The organism is Legionella fairfieldensis ATCC 49588 (assembly GCF_000621525.1).
Classification (GTDB): Bacteria; Pseudomonadota; Gammaproteobacteria; order Legionellales; family Legionellaceae; genus Tatlockia; species Tatlockia fairfieldensis.
Genome location: NZ_JHYC01000015.1, coordinates 32,410 through 49,511, shown reverse-complemented (window position 1 = coordinate 49,511; position 17,102 = coordinate 32,410). Strand labels below are relative to the sequence as shown.

Below are 17,102 nucleotides of genomic sequence, written 5' to 3'. Positions count from 1 at the left end.
GGCGAGCGAAACCAAGGAGAGAGTCGTGGATGCCCTGGCTGCCTACGGCAAAGTGAATCAACAAACGCAAGAAACGCTGGTTAAAACCCATGCGCTTATGGTGAAACGTATTGCCCATCATCTGCTGGGACGCTTGCCCCATTCTGTACAGTTTGATGACTTAATCCAGGCAGGCATGCTGGGATTGCTTGAAGCGGTCAGACATTATGATTCAACAAAGGGCGCTTCTTTTGAAACCTATGCAGGAATCCGTATTCGTGGCCATATGTTAGATGAAGTTCGCCGAAATGATTGGGTACCGCGCTCAGTGTATCGAAATTCGCGTATGATTTCCGAAGCGGTTAAACGGGTAGAAAACCGTTTGGGCCGGGATGCTAAAGATAGTGAGGTTGCTGCCGAACTTAATTTAAGTCTGGATGACTATTATGACATGCTGCAAGATTCTGCGGGAAGCCAGCTCTATGGTTTTGATGATCTGGGTGTCACTGATGATATTCTGAAAGGGGATGGAGGTGAATTTAGTGAGCCTCATATCAATGCATTACGGGATGATATGATTAACCAGCTTTCGCAAATCATTGCGGGTTTACCTAAAAATGAGCGCCTTGTTTTATCGCTTTATTATGAGCAGGATTTGAACTTGAAAGAAATTGGCGAGGTATTGGGGGTAAGTGAGTCACGAGTTTCTCAAATTCACAGCCAGGCAACGCTTCGTATAAGGTCTCGTTTACCAGAGTGATGGAAGGAATTATGGATGGTTTAAGCGTATTAGGTCTTTTAACTGCTTTTTTAGCAATTATTATTGGACAAATGTTTGAGGGGGGGGATCTTCATTCTTTAATGAACCTGCCCGCTTTATTTATTGTACTGGGTGGAACGCTGGGTGCTGTAATGATTCAAACTCCTTTTAGTACCTTCAGGCGAGCCTTCAGACTTCTGCCTTGGGTTTTTATTCCTCCCGAGCAACATTTTGCCCGAAGTCGGGAGCAATTGATCGAGTTATCGCGCAAGTCACGCCAATTCGGTTTACTGTCATTGGAAGAGCATTTGGAGCGAGAAAAAAATCCCATGATGCGTCAAGGGCTTGAGTTGTTGGTAATCGGGGTAGATAAACAAAATATACGACAGGTGTTAGAATCTGAAATTAATCGGTGTGAAGACAGAGATATGCGAGCCGCTCATGTTTTTGAAAGTATGGGAGGATACAGCCCAACGATAGGTATTCTTGGTGCGGTTCTTGGTCTTATTCAAGTAATGCGTAATCTGGCTGAGCCAAGCCAATTGGGAGCTGGTATTGCTGTTGCTTTCGTTGCTACTATTTATGGGGTTGGTCTTGCGAATCTGGTGTTTTTACCCGTTGCCAATAAAATAAAAAGTTGTATTGCTAATCAAATACACCATGATGAAATGATTGTAGAGGGGATGGTTTCAATGGCAAGTGGTGAAAGCCCGAATATGCTAAACCTGAAGTTAAATAATTATGGACAACACCAGCAAAATGCGCGGACGAAAAAACAAATCAATTGAACGTGAAGATACTCACCGCTGGGTGGTTTCTTATGCCGATTTCATCACTTTACTGTTTGCTTTTTTTGTGGTGATGTATGCTATTTCTTCGGTTAACGTATCAAAATACAAATCCATGGCAGAAGGCATGCACACCGCGTTTACTACTAAAAATAATAAAAAGGCTATAGCAGAATTAGCTCAACAAAAAGATTTGAATGCGGCAGTGCAGAGTTCTATTAATGAGAAAAATAAATTTGATCAATTGATTCAGGCATTATCGGCCTTACAGGATTCTGATTATCATATGAATCCACAGGATGGCTGGGTTGAACTGGATATTAAAGCGGGTGCTTTATTTGATAGCGGAAGTGCCAATTTAAGACCTGTTGCGGTATTAAAATTAATGAAATTAGGGTCAATCATTAAAGAGTTCCCTTACCCTATAGCGATTGAAGGATATACGGATAACGTACCTATTAGTACGGCGCAATACCCTTCAAATTGGGAATTGTCTTCAGCCAGAGCAGCCGCAGTGGCTCGTTGTCTGGCATCGTTTGGAGTAGAGCAGAATCAAATGTCGGTCACGGGTTACGGCGAGCGATACCCTGTTGCTGATAATTCTACGGAAGAAGGACGAGCAAGAAACAGGCGAGTGAATGTCATTATCGCTAAGGATAAGTTGGTACCACGATTGTTAAATCCGGCGATGAGTGTCAATCAAAAATCACAAAATGAGTCATCAGGGACAGGAAATACGACTGAGGGTAATCCTGTGAATTCCACTACGGTTAACTCCGATCCTCTTCAATCAACTAATGTGAACAATAAGGATACCACCCGATGAGTATTGTTGGATTAAGTGCCGGATTGTTATCATCTGCCATTATTTTAAAAATGGTTTTTTATTATCGAAAAACCTTTTCCATGTTGACGCGGCAGGTCAACGGATTAAAAACAGAATTGGAGCAACAGCAGATTAATCATCGCCTTTTAATAAATGCTGATTTGAGTTTTGCAAGACAAATTAAAGAAATAACCAACCAACTGGTTAGTATGGATAATCAATTACAAGCGTTAGAAAATAAACGTGATAATGATGGCAGTTATCAACATGCGTTTCGTATTCTTGAGATGGGTGGGGATAAAGAGGAAATAATCAATAGCTGTCATCTTTCCTCTGCTGAAGCAGAGTTATTAATGAATTTAAATGCTTATCGAGCCGTTATAAAAACGCATTCTAAAATGGCGTCAGATTAATCATGAGCAGCGAGTTATTTTGACAATGCCTCATGAGGATTACCCTGATATGGAAATACACAATGACGATGCGTTGACTTAAGGCTTCTATCCAAAATTGATATGAATCGAGCCATAATTATGATCAGATAACTCTATTTGAGCTATTATTTAAACTAACAAGGAGATTTGAACTATACCAAGGATATTTATGCGCACTTTTTTTACCACACCACCTGCTTCCCCTATTGAAAACCATCTGGAGTGGAAATTTATACGGCCAATTCTTGGCAAATTAAGAGCCAAAGAGAAAGAATTAAAAAGAGCGGCGGAAAAAGAAGGAGTACTTTCATTAGCGTATAATAAAAGTTTATTAGTTTCGAGACTATTACAGACTATCGATGAGCAAATTACTATCTACAATCATAGGTTACCTAATAGCAACAAGCAGCAGGAAAAACAGGAATTTTTATGTTTTATTAAAAAGCTTGAAGAAATAGTCAGTGAAATGCAAAACAGGTATTTATTTATATTTAAACAACAGCGAAATAATGATAAAGCCCATGTCAGTAATATGATTGACTATGGGAGTACTTTTGTAACCCTTTTCTCTTTATCTTTACCGTCCTGGTGGCTTACTGGCGCTTTATTTTTAAGTACTCCTGTCATGAATGCCAAATTAAAGTCTCTGGCTGATTTGGATAACCCTGTTCCGGCGACTTTACTTATTCTTCAGGAGCTTGGTCAGACACTTCATCATATAAGTAATACCAATGAGTTTCTTGAAGGAAGGCAGCCTATTCCATCAGCGCCAATGTAAACTTTCTGGCAATTGCTCATGCTGTTCAAAGAGCAGATTCGCGAAAATACTGCTTGGAAAATCTCATGGGCTAATATATGCTACGTTCAATAAAGCAATTGCGGGTAATATGCTTTGATTTCTTTGTAGTAATATAGGTACTCGGTTTTTCAAATCCGAAAGATGTAATTTTAATTAGAGTTAAACTATAATTTTTAGGAATTTATTTTAACAAACCATCACACTCCACTTTTTTAAAGTGATTAATATGTTCACAATGTTAGATAGCGTTCATCAATTTTTTAAACCTGGTAACAAAAAAAAACCAGCATTTCCTGTAGAGATACTTAGACATGTAGCAATACTGTCAGAAGACTTAAAAACTATATCGAATATATCTCGACTTAATAAGCAAATACATTATTTGCTCTCTAATATGTCGTTTAAGACAAAAATGTTACTCGAGTCAATCCCTGTAGATTGTGAAAAGAAATTTTATGAGATTAATCCCATACTAAACGAGCAGTTTAAGTTAAAAAAAGAATTAGAAAAACTTGAATACTATCATGTTAAATTAAAAAGCATGGATAGTCAGCCACTTAACTATTTGGTAACGTGGTCTATAGCAGGTTTAATATGCTTAGGGCTTTATGCAACGTATAATGTACATGTGACTTCCAATGCCAGTTTGGTTATGCGTATTTTTACTGGTGTTTGGTTAGTAATAGGTAGTGTAGTAACCCCCATTTCTATTTTGCCTCTTATGGGTTCTCTTAATAGTTTACGCGAAAAAAATGCTTGAAATTAAGAAACAAAAAAAGCTACTACCTGAAATTCAATCGATAACCTATGAAGGAATAAGCATTTTTTACTAGAAAAATAGATCGTAGATGTTCCCGGCATAGGTAATTAAGAAGCATATAACGTCAATGTCTTTCCCGCGCAGACGGGAAACTATCTGCGAATTAGACATGGTGCTAATTTTATGGATGGATTCCGCCTGTGCACGGAAAGACAAGTCTGGAAGATAAAATTTGCATATCCCGTGAACGCTTTCAAAATAGTTTATTACAAGCCACTTGTTAATACAAATCGATAAAATTAACCCTATGGTCTGGTTTTGTCTTTAGTTGTACAATAGAACTTTTTACCATAAAGATAGTAGGCATGCATGTTAGAAGTTAATCAAATCAATCTGGCCTTGGCAGATTTGGCGGAGCGAATTATTGCACTTCGGGGGTATCTTTGACTTCGATGGCAAACGTGAACGCCTGGAAGAAGTCATTCGTGAATTAGAGCTTCCTGAAATTTGGAATAATCCTGAGCAAGCCCAAGCGTTAGGTCGTGAACGTTCTCAATTAGAAGCTATTGTTAATCAATTAGAACAATTAGATCAGAATGTTACCGATTTAACGGAGCTTTTTGAGTTAGCACGGTCAGAGGAGGATGAAGCGGCAATTCATGATGTGGCTTCGGAGTTAGCCAGTGTGGAGGAACAGGTCGCCGCTCTTGAATTCAGGCGTATGTTTTCGGGCAAAATGGATAACTCCAATGCTTATTTGGATATTCAGGCTGGTTCAGGGGGTACAGAGGCCCAGGATTGGGCAGAAATGCTGCTGCGTATGTACTTACGCTGGGGGGAACATCATGGATTTACTACTGAACTGGTGGAATGTTCAGCAGGAGACGTGGCCGGTATCAAGAGTGCGACTATCCACTTTATTGGTGAGTATGCCTACGGCTGGTTGCGTACGGAGACAGGGGTACATCGGTTGGTCCGTAAATCGCCTTTTGATTCGGGTAACAGACGCCATACGTCTTTTGCAGCGGTATTTATTTCTCCTGAAATTGATGATGACATTGAAATCGAAATTAACCCGGCTGATTTGCGTATAGATACTTATCGTGCTTCGGGCGCTGGAGGGCAGCATGTGAACCGTACTGATTCAGCCGTACGAATTACCCATGTGCCGAGTGGTATTGTTGTACAGTGTCAGACGGATAGAAGTCAGCATAAAAATAAAGATCAGGCGATGAAGCAGTTGCGAGCCAAACTGTATGAAATGGAAATGCAAAAGAAAAATGCCGCACAACAGGCTCTTGAAGCAACCAAGTCTGATATTGGCTGGGGGTCGCAGATCCGTTCTTACGTATTGGATCAGTCGCGAATTAAAGATTTAAGAACAGGGGTTGAAACCTCTAATACACAAGCAGTTTTAGATGGTGCGTTAGATCCATTTATAGTGGCAAGCTTAAAAGAAGGCGTAGGGGCAGTAGAATGACAGAAGAACAACATTTAGATGAAAGCGAAGTTTATCAGATCCGCAAGCAAAAACTGGCCGACTTACGTGCTTCAGGTTTCCGGTTTCCCAATGCATTCCGTCGCCAATACCTGGCAGAAAATTTGTTACAACAGTATGCCGGCGTTGAGAAAGAGGATCTGGCAGAAAAACAGGTAAAAGTTGCTATAGCAGGACGTATTGTATTACGTCGAATTATGGGAAAAGCCAGTTTTTTTCATATTCAGGATGTATCCGGGCGAATTCAGGTTTACGTGCGCCAAAATGAGTTGCCAGAAATTTATGAGCAATTTAAACACTGGGATCTTGGTGATATTGTTGGAATTAAAGGGGAACTGTTCAAGACGAACACCGGGGAGTTAACTGTTAATGCAGCACATCTTGAGTTACTCACCAAATCATTACGTCCTTTACCTGATAAATTTCATGGTTTGGCTGATCAAGAAATGCGTTATCGCAAGCGTTATGTCGATCTGATTGCCAATGATGAGAGTCGTTATACCTTTTTGATACGCTCGAAATTAATCAGAGCCTTTCGACAATTTATGGATAATCATCAGTTTTTAGAAGTGGAAACACCAATGATGCATCCTATTCCGGGTGGTGCGGTAGCTCGGCCTTTTGTCACTTATCATAATACGTTGGATATGGAGATGTTTCTGCGTATAGCCCCAGAACTTTACTTGAAACGTCTTGTTGTCGGTGGTTTTGAGCGAGTGTATGAAATTAACCGTAATTTTCGTAATGAAGGATTATCCACACGTCATAATCCTGAATTTACAATGGTAGAATTTTACCAGGCTTACGCTGATTATAAGGATCTAATGCATTTTACGGAGCAATTGCTTCATCATCTTTGTGATGTAGTTTCAGGTACCCGTCAAATAGAATATCAGGGACAACTCATTGATTTTTCAAAACCGTTTGTCTGTATGACTGTTAAAGAGGCTATTTTGCATTACAATCCTCACCTAAAGACTCAGCAATTGGAAAATGTTGCCGATTGTAGAGACCTGATTAATAGCTTAAACCTGACTTATAATGAGAGTGACGGTTTAGGTAAACTCCACATGATTATATTTGATGAGACGGTGGAACACCAATTAATTCAGCCAACGTTTATTACCGCTTATCCAACAGAAGTATCTCCTTTAGCAAGACGTAATGATGAGGATCCGGATGTTACTGACCGATTTGAGTTTTTTATAGCCGGGCGGGAGATTGCCAACGGTTTTTCAGAACTCAATGATGCTGAGGATCAGGCGGAACGCTTTCAAAAGCAGGTTGAAGAGAAGAATGCTGGCGATCTGGAGGCCATGCATTTTGATAATGACTACATTGAAGCGCTGGAATATGGTATGCCACCTACGGCCGGGGAAGGTATTGGTATTGACAGATTGGTTATGTTATTTACTAATTCGCCATCAATCAGAGATGTGATTTTATTTCCTCATATGCGCCAGCAATAATAATGAATTATTGATAACCATTTACAGGTAGATAAAACTCCGTCTTTGCAAGCGTTGGTGAAGCAATCCAGATCTTCTCGCAAGCAAAGTGATGAGGCAAGTTGAGAATAGATTCCCGTTTGCACGAGAATGACTAAAAATAATAAATAATGGTGTTTAACAAATCATATTTCAATGTAATTTGATGCCAAGATCAAACTACTGAGGAGATTTGGCTCAATCAGGTTTATTTTTCATTGTTGGTACTATTTTTGACGCGTTTTCCTTCGTGCCGGACAAAAAATTCAAAGTCGACATCCAGGGAGCTTTCATAAGACATTGAATGCCGACTTTCGTCGGCATTCACGTTAATGGCTGTTTTTATCAGGTACAAAAGACAAGCCGTGGAGTATAGGTCTCTCATGAAGTAAATTAAAGCTATTGCGGAGCAAGGTTAATTTAAGCTTTATTACTCATGGAGTTTTTTATAAGACCTACAATGGCAGTTAAAACAGCACCACTTACCGCACTGGAGCCTACATTGCCGAGCAGAGAACTGACGCTCATATTACCTAGTCCGAGGCTATTTAAAACACCAACGGCTTGCATGATATAAGTACCTGCCACGCCACCGACTAATCCGGCGATTGTATTACCAATAGCTCCGAGGCTTTTCTCTTTCCAGGCTGCGCCTAGAATATTACCACCAACACCACCACTCACTAAATTAACCAGCATACCCACTATATCCATAGCTAACTCCTTTTAGTATGAAAATTAAAAACTAGCATGTAAGATTTAAGGCGTCAAGTAGACAAAAAATTTTTTAAGCTATTTTATTTTTAATTCTGTTAAAAATTTCCCCTCCTTGCTGCCTAGAATTAACCAGTGTACTATGATTGAATTGCTTTTTTTCCTCGTAAATTTTATTTTTTTTGATCGGAGTTGCGTGAGCGAGGTGAGTATATAATTAAATTATAATCTGTTTTTAAGGATAGGCGATGAATCATCAATATACTGCTTGCGTGTACTGTAATGAGGAAAAAATAGCCACCAAAATGGGTGATGATGTAGATAAGTTGTATGTTTGGATGCTGTTGCAGGTTAATGGCAATTTCGGAGATGTTCATGGAGAAATTATTAATAATGATACTGAAGAAATTGTAAGAACGTTTCGCAAGTCAAATATAGAATAACTATTTATATACAAATGATGTAGATTGGAGCGGCCTGCCTTCAATCGATGAGGTGTTTTTAGACTTATCCGTTTTGCTGTGATCAGTGTGATGACTAATTTCTTTATTATAGAGTAATCATTAGCCCAAATAATTATTATGTCGTGATATTTGATTTACTGATAGAGCAAGGCGTTCATGGAAAGAAATCATGGAGAAAACGTCATCTTTGGTTAAGCCGGATTCTTGCTTGAGTATACTAAAAAACTCTCTATTGAACTCTTTTCTCTTTATAATGCGACGTGTATTATCTTAGCCAAGCACTTGCTATTGCAATTCTCTATTGAAAAATGAATCCAATAAGAAAAATTATCCATATTGATATGGATTGTTTTTATGCTGCAATTGAAATGCGTGATTTTCCTGAACTCGCGAATAAGCCTATTGCTGTAGGGGGGGATGCCAAACGCCGCGGGGTGATAGCCACGTGTAATTATATGGCTCGTAAATTCGGTGTGCACTCTGCAATGCCAACAGCACAAGCGCTTCGATTATGTCGCGAATTAATCTTAAGACCGTGTCGTATGGAAATATATCAAAAGGAAAGTCAGTTTATTAGAGCTATCTTTGCAGACTATACGGACCTCCTTGAACCTTTATCATTAGATGAAGCTTATCTTGATGTCACTGAATCCACGCAATGCCAAGGAAGTGCCACCTGGATTGCACAAGAAATACGTAGCCGAATTTATCAAACAAGACGGCTTACGGCGAGCGCAGGCATTGCCCCCAATAAAAGTCTTGCCAAGATTGCTAGTGACTGGCATAAACCTAATGGCCAAATGGTTATCAAACCAGAGGATGTTGCAGCGTTTGTTCTTGATTTACCAGTACGTAAGCTATTTGGGGTAGGGCCAAAAATGGAAGAAAAACTAGCATCACTTCATATTAAAACTTGTGCTGATTTGCAGCAATATTCGGTGGAATTTCTATTAAGCAGATTTGGCACCATCGGTCAAAAACTTTATGAGTTAGCGCGCGGGATTGATAATCGCCTGGTCAATCCCAAGCGTATTCGAAAATCCATTAGCGTTGAAGAAACTTATTCTATAGACCTACCCGATAGTGATGCTTGCCTGGCTGTTTTGCCAGAGTTGATCGCACGCCTTGAAGCGCGTATACAGCGCGTAGGTGAACTTTCCGGGATCCATACCTTATTTGTAAAATTGAAGTTTAATAATTTTCAGCAAACAACGGTTGAGCGGGTGAATCATAAAATTGATTTTTTAATTTTACATCAACTGATACAGGAAGGCTTTGTCAGAAAGTGCATGCCGGTACGATTGTTAGGCATAGGAATTAAATTGAAACAAGAAAGTACACCGGAGAATATCCAACTGCCATTGTTTGGTTTATAACGATATTGTTAATATTCTCTGCAGAACTGGCAGGTATTGATATGGATACAATTAAATCATGGCTTGTAACTACTACATATAAAGCAACTGTTTTTCAAGAGGGTATTGTGCCTTGGCACAATACCCGGAAGTTCCACTCAATATACACTTAGTCCTCATCCTCCCAACTTAAAGTGCCTCCTGCCTGATATTCAATGACCCTTGTCTCAAAGAAATTTTTCTCTTTTTTCAAATCCATCATTTCACTCATCCAGGGGAAAGGATTTTCAGCGCCAGGATATTGTTCTGGTAAACCAATCTGATTAAGACGGCGATTGGCAATGAAATGCAAGTATTCTTCAAACATTTCAGCATTCATGCCTAAAATACCATGCGGCATGGTATCTTTCGCGTATTGGTATTCCAGAGCCACCCCTTCTTTAATTAATTGAATAATTTCCTCTTTGAACGCAGGAGTCCATAAATGAGGATTTTCGATTTTAATCTGATTGATAACATCAATACCAAAATTCATATGCATGGATTCATCACGCAAAATATATTGAAACTGTTCGGAGGTTCCTACCATTTTGTTACGTCTTCCCATAGAAAGAATTTGTGTGAAGCCAACATAGAAGAAAATACCTTCAAAGACTACATAGAACGCAATCAAATCGCGTAATAAGCGTTGGTCGTCTTCTGGTGTACCGGTATGGAAATTGGGATCGCCCAGACTTTGGGTAAAAGGTAATGCCCAAGAGGCTTTCGTCGCTACGGAAGGAATTTCGCGATACATATTAAACACAGCCGCTTCATCAAGCCCCAGGCTTTCAATGATGTATTGATAGGCATGGGTGTGTAAAGCCTCTTCGAAAGCCTGACGCAGTAAGTACTGGCGACATTCAGGATTAGTAATATGGCGATAAACTGCAAGCACCAGATTATTGGCTACCAGAGAATCTGCCGTGGAAAAAAAGCCCAGATTACGTTGAATGATCAGGCGCTCATCAGCTGTTAGCCCATCAGGATCTTTCCATAGAGCGACATCAGCGCTCATATTGATTTCATTAGGCATCCAATGATTGGCGCAACCTGTTAAATATTTCTCCCAGGCCCATATGTATTTAAAAGGAACCAGTTGATTTACATCAGCACGGCACTTGATGATTTGCTTATCATCCACATGAATACGACTTGCCCCCATTTCTAAAATTTCTAACCCGGCCACCCCTATTGGTTTTGGAATACCTGTCAGGTCTGTAATTTCTATCGATTGATTCAGTTGATTTGACATTAAGTTTCTCCTTTTATTGGCAGGCTTCACAATCAGGATCAAGAATGGAACAGACCTTGGGTGGTTCTGCCTCTGATTTGACTGCATTTAGCGCGCCGTCATTAATCGTTGATTTTTCAGCATTACTTGCTCCTGAGCTGCGTAAGTAGTAAGTGGTTTTTAAACCTCGTACCCAGGCATGCTTATACAGTTGATCCAATTTTTTTCCGGAGGGTTTAGCCATGTAAACATTCAGTGATTGAGCTTGATCGAGCCATTTTTGCCGGCGAGACGCAGCTTCAATTAACCAGACAGGATCAATTTCAAATGCAGTCGCATAACGCATTTTTAATTCAGCGGGAATGCGGCTAATGGAGTGTACGCTGCCATTGAAATATTTCAGATCATTCACCATGACCTCATCCCAGAGATTAAGCGCTTTTAAGTCGTTGACCAGATAAGGATTCACTACGGTGAACTCGCCCGATAAGTTTGATTTCACGTATAAATTCTGATAGGTGGGTTCAATGGATTGGGAGACGCCGCAAATGTTGGAAATTGTTGCTGTGGGGGCAATAGCCATGACATTCGAATTACGCATGCCTTGAGTTCGCACTTTAACGCGCAGATTTTCCCAATTCAGACGTTGTGAACGATCCTGCTCAAGGTATTTATTACGAGCCTGTTGTAATAAATTAATGGAATCAATGGGGAGAATACCTTTGCTCCATAAGGACCCTTCATAGCTTGAATAACTGCCACGCTCTTTTGCCAATTCACAAGACGCTTCAATTGCATAATAGCTTATCAGTTCCATGGATTCATCAGCGAATTCAATGGCTTGCGTTGATGCATAATCAATTTTCAAGGCATAAAGCGCATCCTGAAAACCCATCAAACCCAGACCAATTGGCCGATGCTGGAGATTTGAATGACGTGCTTGTGGTACAGAGTAATAGTTAATATCAATAACATTATCAAGCATACGAATTGCAGTAGTAATGGTACGTTTTAATTTATCCCGATCCAGTTTGCCTTCCTGAATATGAGCGGGTAAGTTCACACTGCCGAGATTACAGACCGCTATTTCATCCTGGGAGGTATTCAATGTAATTTCGGTACACAGGTTGGAACTGTGAATAACACCCGTATGTTGTTGAGGCGAACGCAAATTGCAGGGATCCTTAAAGGTTAGCCAGGGATGACCTGTTTCAAACAACATGGACAACATCCGCCGCCATAATTTAACAGCAGGTAATGTTTTTACATTCCGGATGTGGCCAAGACGAGCTTTTTCTTCATATTTATTATACAAAACCTCAAAGGCTTTACCGTATTCATCATGAAGATCAGGTACTTCATCAGGAGAAAACAACGTCCATTCTCCTTCTTCATGAACACGTTTCATGAATAAATCAGGTATCCATAATGCGGTATTCATATCATGGGTACGGCGTCTATCGTCACCTGTATTTTTACGCAGTTCAAGAAACTCTTCAACATCACGATGCCAGCACTCAAGGTAGGCACATACAGCGCCTTTACGTTTCCCGCCTTGATTAACAGCTACAGCAGTCGCATCGGCAACATTTAAAAACGGTACTACGCCTTGTGATTTGCCATTGGTTCCTTTAATGTGAGCACCCATCGCTCTTACAGAAGTCCAATCATTACCCAGGCCACCGGCAAATTTTGATAGTAAGGCATTGTCTTTGATTGCGCTGTATATGCCATCGAGATGATCAGGAACCATAGTCAGATAACAGCTTGATAATTGAGGTCTGACAGTACCCGAGTTAAAGAGGGTTGGGGTAGATGACATATAATCAAAAGAGGATAAAAGCCGATAAAATTCAATTGCTTTTGCATCGCGATTTTTTTCTCGTATAGCGAGTCCCATAGCGACACGCATAAAAAAAGCCTGAGGTAATTCGTAACGTACCCCCTTTTCATGAATAAAATAGCGATCATAAAGAGTCTGAAGGCTCAAATAGGTAAATTGCATGTCCCGTTGGGGTAATAAGGCTTTGCCAAGTTTGTCCAAATCGAACTCACTTAGTTTATGATCAAGTATTCCCTGAGCAATTCCTTGGGCAATGTAGGTTTTAAAATAAGCAGGATAAAGAGCTGCCATTTCATCAAAAGTCGCTTCTGTCCGGAGTTGTAATTTCCCCAGTGCCTCGCTGCGCAGACTATCTAACAACAAGCGTGCGCTGACATACGTATAATTAGGTTCTTTTTCCACCAGAGTACGGGCAGACATAATTAAAACTTTATGAACATCTTCCAGTTTGGCCTGATTATAGAGATTGCGTAGAGCGTCTTTAATAACAGGCTCAATTTTAACATGAGTTAATTCACGACAAGCTTCTGTAACAATAGTGTTGACCCGTTTCATATCCAGCGGTTGTAATTCACCGTTTGGCATGGTAATTAGAGGTACTTTACTGTCACTGGCCTGTTGTTTTAAATCAGCTTGCCGTGCTTTGCGATGTTCTTCACGATAAAGGACATAAGCTCGGGCTATTTTATATTCACCACTTCGCATCAGGGCAAGCTCTACCTGATCCTGAATGTCTTCAATGTGAATAGTGCCACCGCTGGGTAAACGGCGTTTAAACGCCTGGGTAATCTGGTGGGTTATTTCATTAATCTGCTGGTGAATGCGGTTAGATGCTGCGGCATTCCCTCCCTCTACTGCAATAAAGGCTTTGGTAATAGCAACTTTAATTTTACTTTCATCATAACGAACGACTTTTCCGTTACGTTTGATTGTTTTCAACAAACCTGGGGCGTTTGTGGTCAATTCCAGTTGACTTGTTTGCGGTATATCATTTACCGGCTCAAGAATCTCAGACATGTTTTCTCCACGGAAGGTGTTGTTTTGATACCCCTAATCTTGTTCCTTAAGATGAGTTGGGTTCCTCTTAGAATATAGAATAATTTATCGGAGATCTCAATCAAAAAACACAATATCTGGTTGTTTATTTAATTTAAAAATCTATATATAGTGTTTTTTGTGAAGATCAAGAGAATAATATGGGAATAAGTTGTGGATAAGTTGTCAGGTTTTCCCTTTTTTGTAAAAATCCAACGAAATAGAATTTTTAGAATAATGTTTAGAGAGGGACGTGAAAGTTACCAGACGTCATTGACTAATTTTTTGATCTGACTATAACAGCATCGCTGACATTGGAGAAACCGTGCACATCCAGCTGAAATGAACCTATCTGGGCGCGTAGTTGACTTGAGCTGCCACCATCCAGATTGAGCGCATTTTCACAACCAAGAGGACTAGCCTTCATGAGCTGTGCAAGTTCAGTAGTTGACATGGGCATATTGTCCGTAACGAGGATAATGACTCGTCCATCGCGCGTAATTCCCAAGGCGGAACGTTCTGCTCTGCCTGGTTTAAGGGGTGGAATACGATTGTTAATTAAAAGCCTCGGCCCACTTTGAATTGCAAAGTCAATTTGCTTTTCATAATTGTACTGATTAACGTTGGTTAAGTAGGCTTTATTATTTTTAATGTAAAAAATACCCCACCAACTAATATTTTTGGATGGGTTGTGTTGGCGTTTGTTGTAAATGCGCAAACCAAGCGGTTTATAATTATTGTCAAAGAATCCGCCATTGATGGCTATTAAAGCCTTACTGTATTGGGCATATTCATCGACTGAAGCGTGATCGCGCGCTAATTCTTTTGCTGTAACAAGGGAGAAATTGTTTTTTTTAAGATCGATGCGAAAAGCATGGACATGAGACCAGGGCGTTAAAAAACTTCCTTCCAGATCCTGATACTCAATACCCGGTGCTACCTGGCGCCAGTCGTTTGCAGCAATGGTAAGATTTGTAAAAAACAACAGCAAAAAGGAAACGATAAAAATCTTAAAGACTCCGGTAAGCCATTTTGTAGGGACAATGGTTTGCCTCGGCATATTAATCTTGTATCCTTATGAACAAACTTGATAGCGGCGGAATCACCATGAGAACATTATCGAAAAATAGCAATAGAAAGGCAGTGAAGTCAACCAGCAATTTATCTGAATTGATGGAGGATGTATTAGCACGTGCGCGAGAGCGGGGTGCCACCGATGCGATGGTTTCGGTTAATCACGATAGTGGTTTTTCAGTAGATGTACGAATGGGGGAAGTTGAAACAGTTGCTTTCAGCGAAGACAAGGGAGTAAGTCTCATTGTATACATGGGACATCGGAAAGGGGGAGCCAGTAGTACTGACACGTCATCTGCTGCGTTAGATACCCTGGTGAATGCCGCTTGTGATATTGCGCGAGTCAGTGCCGAAGATCCCTGTTTTGGTCTTGCTGATCCGGAGTTAATGAGTAATCAACATCCTGACCTGGATTTATATCATCCCTGGTCTATTACCCCGCCCGAAGCGATAGAAAGAGCGCTTGCTTGTGAGGGGCATGCTTTAGCTATGGATAAACGCATTGCGAATTCAGATGGTGTTAATCTTTCTACTTACGCTTTTTGTCAGGGATATGCCAATACACAGGGTGGGGCGGGAATTCTCCAAAGTACACGGCATAGTATCAGTTGTTCTCTGATTGCTAAAGAAGGCGACAGTATGCAGCGTGATTATGATTACACGACCGCAAGGTCGGCAGACAGTTTGAATTCGTGGGAGAATCTGGCAAAGTTGGCTGTCGAGCGTGCGACAAGTCGTCTGGGCGCACGCGCCATTAAAACGCAAAAAGTGCCTGTATTGTTTTCTTCACGAATTTCCAGCGGCCTTGTGTCGTCTTTTATTAATGCAATTAGTGGATCTAATTTGTATCGCAAAAATTCCTTTCTGTTGGATTCAATAGGACAGCAAATTTTTCCATCAGGATTTAAAATTTATGAACAACCTTACCTTCTAAGAGGATTAAGAAGCTCTCCGGTTGATGGTGAAGGGGTTACTACCCGAAATAATGTTTTCGTAGACGACGGTATAGTACAGCAATATGTATTAAACAGTTATTCAGCTCGGCGTTTAGGATTAAAAACCACTGCAAATAGCGGCGGAGTCCATAACTTGACTATTGATCCAACGGCAGGGGATCTACAAGACTTATTGCAAAAAATGGATACAGGTTTACTGGTTACTGAATTAATGGGACAAGGAGTTAATGGTCTGACGGGAGATTATTCCAGAGGCGCTTCCGGTTTCTGGGTGGAAAAAGGCAAAATTCAGTTTCCAGTTGAAGAAATAACTATTGCAGGTAATTTGAAAGAAATGTTTAAAGCCATTGTGGCTGTGGGCAATGATATCAACCCTAATATTTCTGCGCGTTGTGGTTCTATTTTAATAGAAGAGATGATGGTGGCGGGACAGTAGGTCATGAGGTTCAACTAATTTTGTCAGGGGTTGATAAACTGCAAGGTAACATTCACGGTAAGCGTTCACGGGATATGCAAATTTTCTCTTATTTTTAGGTCATTCCCGTGAAAACGGGAATCTATTTCTCAAATTACACGGTTGTTCTGATTGAAAGACAGATCCCCGCCTTCGCGGGGGATGACAAAAATAAAATCATAGGGGTTAAAATAATTTCAAATAAATTAAACAAAAAAAATGAGAGGATTACTCAACGCCTGCGCGGGAAAGACATCAGAGTTGAATACTTATGTTACAGTCCACTCTCACCGTATGACAAAATTAGTTGGGCGATTAGAATTTTCATTGATCACTGATAAATGACGTAATTAATTTTTATCACGGAAAATAATACGTCCTTTACTTAAATCATAAGGTGTTAATTCTACTTTTACTTTATCGCCTGTTAATATACGAATGTAGTTTTTCCGCATGCGGCCAGAAATATGTGCTGTCACTACGTGACCATTTTCCAATTCAACGCGAAACATTGTATTGGGCAGAGTGTCTATTACTGTACCGAGCATCTCAATGTGATCTTCTTTTGCCATAAATTTCTCATAAACAAATCAGAATAAAGCG

16 protein-coding genes are annotated in these 17,102 nt (G+C 40.2%); 11 read left to right on the top strand and 5 right to left on the bottom strand.

All coding sequences use genetic code 11. The features are described from left to right. Window positions 1-25 precede the first annotated feature (25 nt). From T345_RS0105215 to lysS, 8 genes are all read left to right on the top strand, one after another. Complete coding sequence (locus tag T345_RS0105215) at window positions 26-739, top strand: RNA polymerase sigma factor FliA (protein ID WP_028388412.1); 714 nt, start codon at window positions 26-28, stop codon at window positions 737-739. A gap of 11 nt (window positions 740-750) precedes the next feature. Further along, window positions 751-1,527, top strand: coding sequence for a flagellar motor protein (locus T345_RS0105210; RefSeq protein ID WP_028388411.1), 777 nt, complete (start codon window positions 751-753; stop codon window positions 1,525-1,527). Next, window positions 1,481-2,353 carry an OmpA family protein gene (locus T345_RS13625; RefSeq protein ID WP_242604537.1) on the top strand — a complete coding sequence of 291 codons (873 nt, stop codon included), beginning with the start codon at window positions 1,481-1,483 and terminating at the stop codon, window positions 2,351-2,353. Before T345_RS0105210 ends, T345_RS13625 begins: the two co-directional genes overlap by 47 nt. A gap of 2 nt (window positions 2,354-2,355) precedes the next feature. Beyond that, entirely contained in the window at window positions 2,356-2,766 is a 411-nt protein-coding gene (locus T345_RS0105200) for a DUF2802 domain-containing protein (protein WP_423202080.1), read from the top strand. A 190-nt stretch (window positions 2,767-2,956) separates the two neighbouring features. Further along, window positions 2,957-3,565 carry a hypothetical protein gene (locus T345_RS0105195; protein ID WP_028388409.1) on the top strand — a complete coding sequence of 203 codons (609 nt, stop codon included), beginning with the start codon at window positions 2,957-2,959 and terminating at the stop codon, window positions 3,563-3,565. Window positions 3,566-3,998: 433 nt separating this feature from the next. After that, window positions 3,999-4,346, top strand: a complete 348-nt coding sequence (locus T345_RS0105190) for a hypothetical protein (RefSeq protein WP_131777683.1) — start codon at window positions 3,999-4,001, stop codon at window positions 4,344-4,346. 369 nt (window positions 4,347-4,715) lie between these two features. Continuing rightward, window positions 4,716-5,826 (top strand): peptide chain release factor 2 gene (prfB, locus tag T345_RS0105185; RefSeq protein ID WP_131777684.1). Its coding sequence is split into 2 segments (ribosomal slippage): window positions 4,716-4,790 and window positions 4,792-5,826, totalling 1,110 coding nucleotides; the frame shifts between segments, so codons are not numbered across the junction. Further along, complete coding sequence (lysS, locus tag T345_RS0105180; RefSeq protein WP_028388406.1) at window positions 5,823-7,313, top strand: lysine--tRNA ligase; 1,491 nt, start codon at window positions 5,823-5,825, stop codon at window positions 7,311-7,313. Before prfB ends, lysS begins: the two co-directional genes overlap by 4 nt. 438 nt (window positions 7,314-7,751) lie before the next feature. On the opposite strand, the gene T345_RS0105175 is transcribed toward lysS, so the two are convergent. After that, window positions 7,752-8,045: a hypothetical protein gene (locus tag T345_RS0105175; RefSeq protein WP_028388405.1), complete on the bottom strand. Its 294-nt coding sequence runs from the start codon at window positions 8,043-8,045 to the stop codon at window positions 7,752-7,754. A 248-nt stretch (window positions 8,046-8,293) separates the two neighbouring features. Between T345_RS0105175 and T345_RS0105170 the strand changes: the two genes are divergently transcribed. Together T345_RS0105170 and dinB are read left to right on the top strand one after the other, a co-directional pair. Continuing rightward, window positions 8,294-8,488 (top strand): hypothetical protein, encoded by a 195-nt coding sequence (locus T345_RS0105170; protein WP_028388404.1) that lies wholly within the window; start codon window positions 8,294-8,296, stop codon window positions 8,486-8,488. Between the two features lie 329 nt (window positions 8,489-8,817). Further along, the gene (gene dinB / locus T345_RS0105165; protein WP_028388403.1) at window positions 8,818-9,885 is read left to right on the top strand and encodes a DNA polymerase IV; all 1,068 of its coding nucleotides are present in this window, start codon (window positions 8,818-8,820) and stop codon (window positions 9,883-9,885) included. A gap of 148 nt (window positions 9,886-10,033) precedes the next feature. Here the strand turns inward: dinB and T345_RS0105160 are convergent, their stop codons facing one another. The 3 genes from T345_RS0105160 to T345_RS0105150 form a co-directional block, all read right to left on the bottom strand. After that, entirely contained in the window at window positions 10,034-11,158 is a 1,125-nt protein-coding gene (locus T345_RS0105160; RefSeq protein ID WP_028388402.1) for a ribonucleotide-diphosphate reductase subunit beta, read from the bottom strand. Window positions 11,159-11,171: 13 nt separating this feature from the next. Beyond that, a complete protein-coding gene (locus tag T345_RS0105155) occupies window positions 11,172-13,997 on the bottom strand; it encodes a ribonucleoside-diphosphate reductase subunit alpha (protein ID WP_028388401.1) in 2,826 nt (941 codons plus the stop codon). 295 nt (window positions 13,998-14,292) lie between these two features. After that, window positions 14,293-15,075: a phosphodiester glycosidase family protein gene (locus T345_RS0105150; RefSeq protein ID WP_028388400.1), complete on the bottom strand. Its 783-nt coding sequence runs from the start codon at window positions 15,073-15,075 to the stop codon at window positions 14,293-14,295. A 47-nt stretch (window positions 15,076-15,122) separates the two neighbouring features. On the opposite strand from T345_RS0105150, the gene pmbA reads away from it, so the two are divergent. After that, window positions 15,123-16,481, top strand: a complete 1,359-nt coding sequence (gene pmbA, locus T345_RS0105145; RefSeq protein WP_028388399.1) for a metalloprotease PmbA — start codon at window positions 15,123-15,125, stop codon at window positions 16,479-16,481. 368 nt (window positions 16,482-16,849) lie between these two features. Here the strand turns inward: pmbA and infA are convergent, their stop codons facing one another. After that, window positions 16,850-17,071, bottom strand: a complete 222-nt coding sequence (gene infA, locus T345_RS0105135) for a translation initiation factor IF-1 (protein ID WP_028388397.1) — start codon at window positions 17,069-17,071, stop codon at window positions 16,850-16,852. Between the last annotated feature and the right edge of the window lie 31 nt (window positions 17,072-17,102).

Bases quoted from the DNA above. Each gene is read 5' to 3' on its own strand.
- T345_RS0105210 (WP_028388411.1), top strand. From the start codon at position 751: ATGGATGGTTTAAGCGTATTAGGTCTTTTAACTGCTTTTTTAGCAATT.
- T345_RS13625 (WP_242604537.1), top strand. From the start codon at position 1,481: ATGGACAACACCAGCAAAATGCGCGGACGAAAAAACAAATCAATTGAA.
- T345_RS0105195 (WP_028388409.1), top strand. From the start codon at position 2,957: ATGCGCACTTTTTTTACCACACCACCTGCTTCCCCTATTGAAAACCAT.
- T345_RS0105190 (WP_131777683.1), top strand. From the start codon at position 3,999: ATGTTACTCGAGTCAATCCCTGTAGATTGTGAAAAGAAATTTTATGAG.
- lysS (WP_028388406.1), top strand. From the start codon at position 5,823: ATGACAGAAGAACAACATTTAGATGAAAGCGAAGTTTATCAGATCCGC.
- T345_RS0105175 (WP_028388405.1), bottom strand. From the start codon at position 8,045: ATGGATATAGTGGGTATGCTGGTTAATTTAGTGAGTGGTGGTGTTGGT.
- T345_RS0105170 (WP_028388404.1), top strand. From the start codon at position 8,294: ATGAATCATCAATATACTGCTTGCGTGTACTGTAATGAGGAAAAAATA.
- dinB (WP_028388403.1), top strand. From the start codon at position 8,818: ATGAATCCAATAAGAAAAATTATCCATATTGATATGGATTGTTTTTAT.
- T345_RS0105160 (WP_028388402.1), bottom strand. From the start codon at position 11,158: ATGTCAAATCAACTGAATCAATCGATAGAAATTACAGACCTGACAGGT.
- T345_RS0105155 (WP_028388401.1), bottom strand. From the start codon at position 13,997: ATGTCTGAGATTCTTGAGCCGGTAAATGATATACCGCAAACAAGTCAA.
- T345_RS0105150 (WP_028388400.1), bottom strand. From the start codon at position 15,075: ATGCCGAGGCAAACCATTGTCCCTACAAAATGGCTTACCGGAGTCTTT.
- pmbA (WP_028388399.1), top strand. From the start codon at position 15,123: ATGAGAACATTATCGAAAAATAGCAATAGAAAGGCAGTGAAGTCAACC.
- infA (WP_028388397.1), bottom strand. From the start codon at position 17,071: ATGGCAAAAGAAGATCACATTGAGATGCTCGGTACAGTAATAGACACT.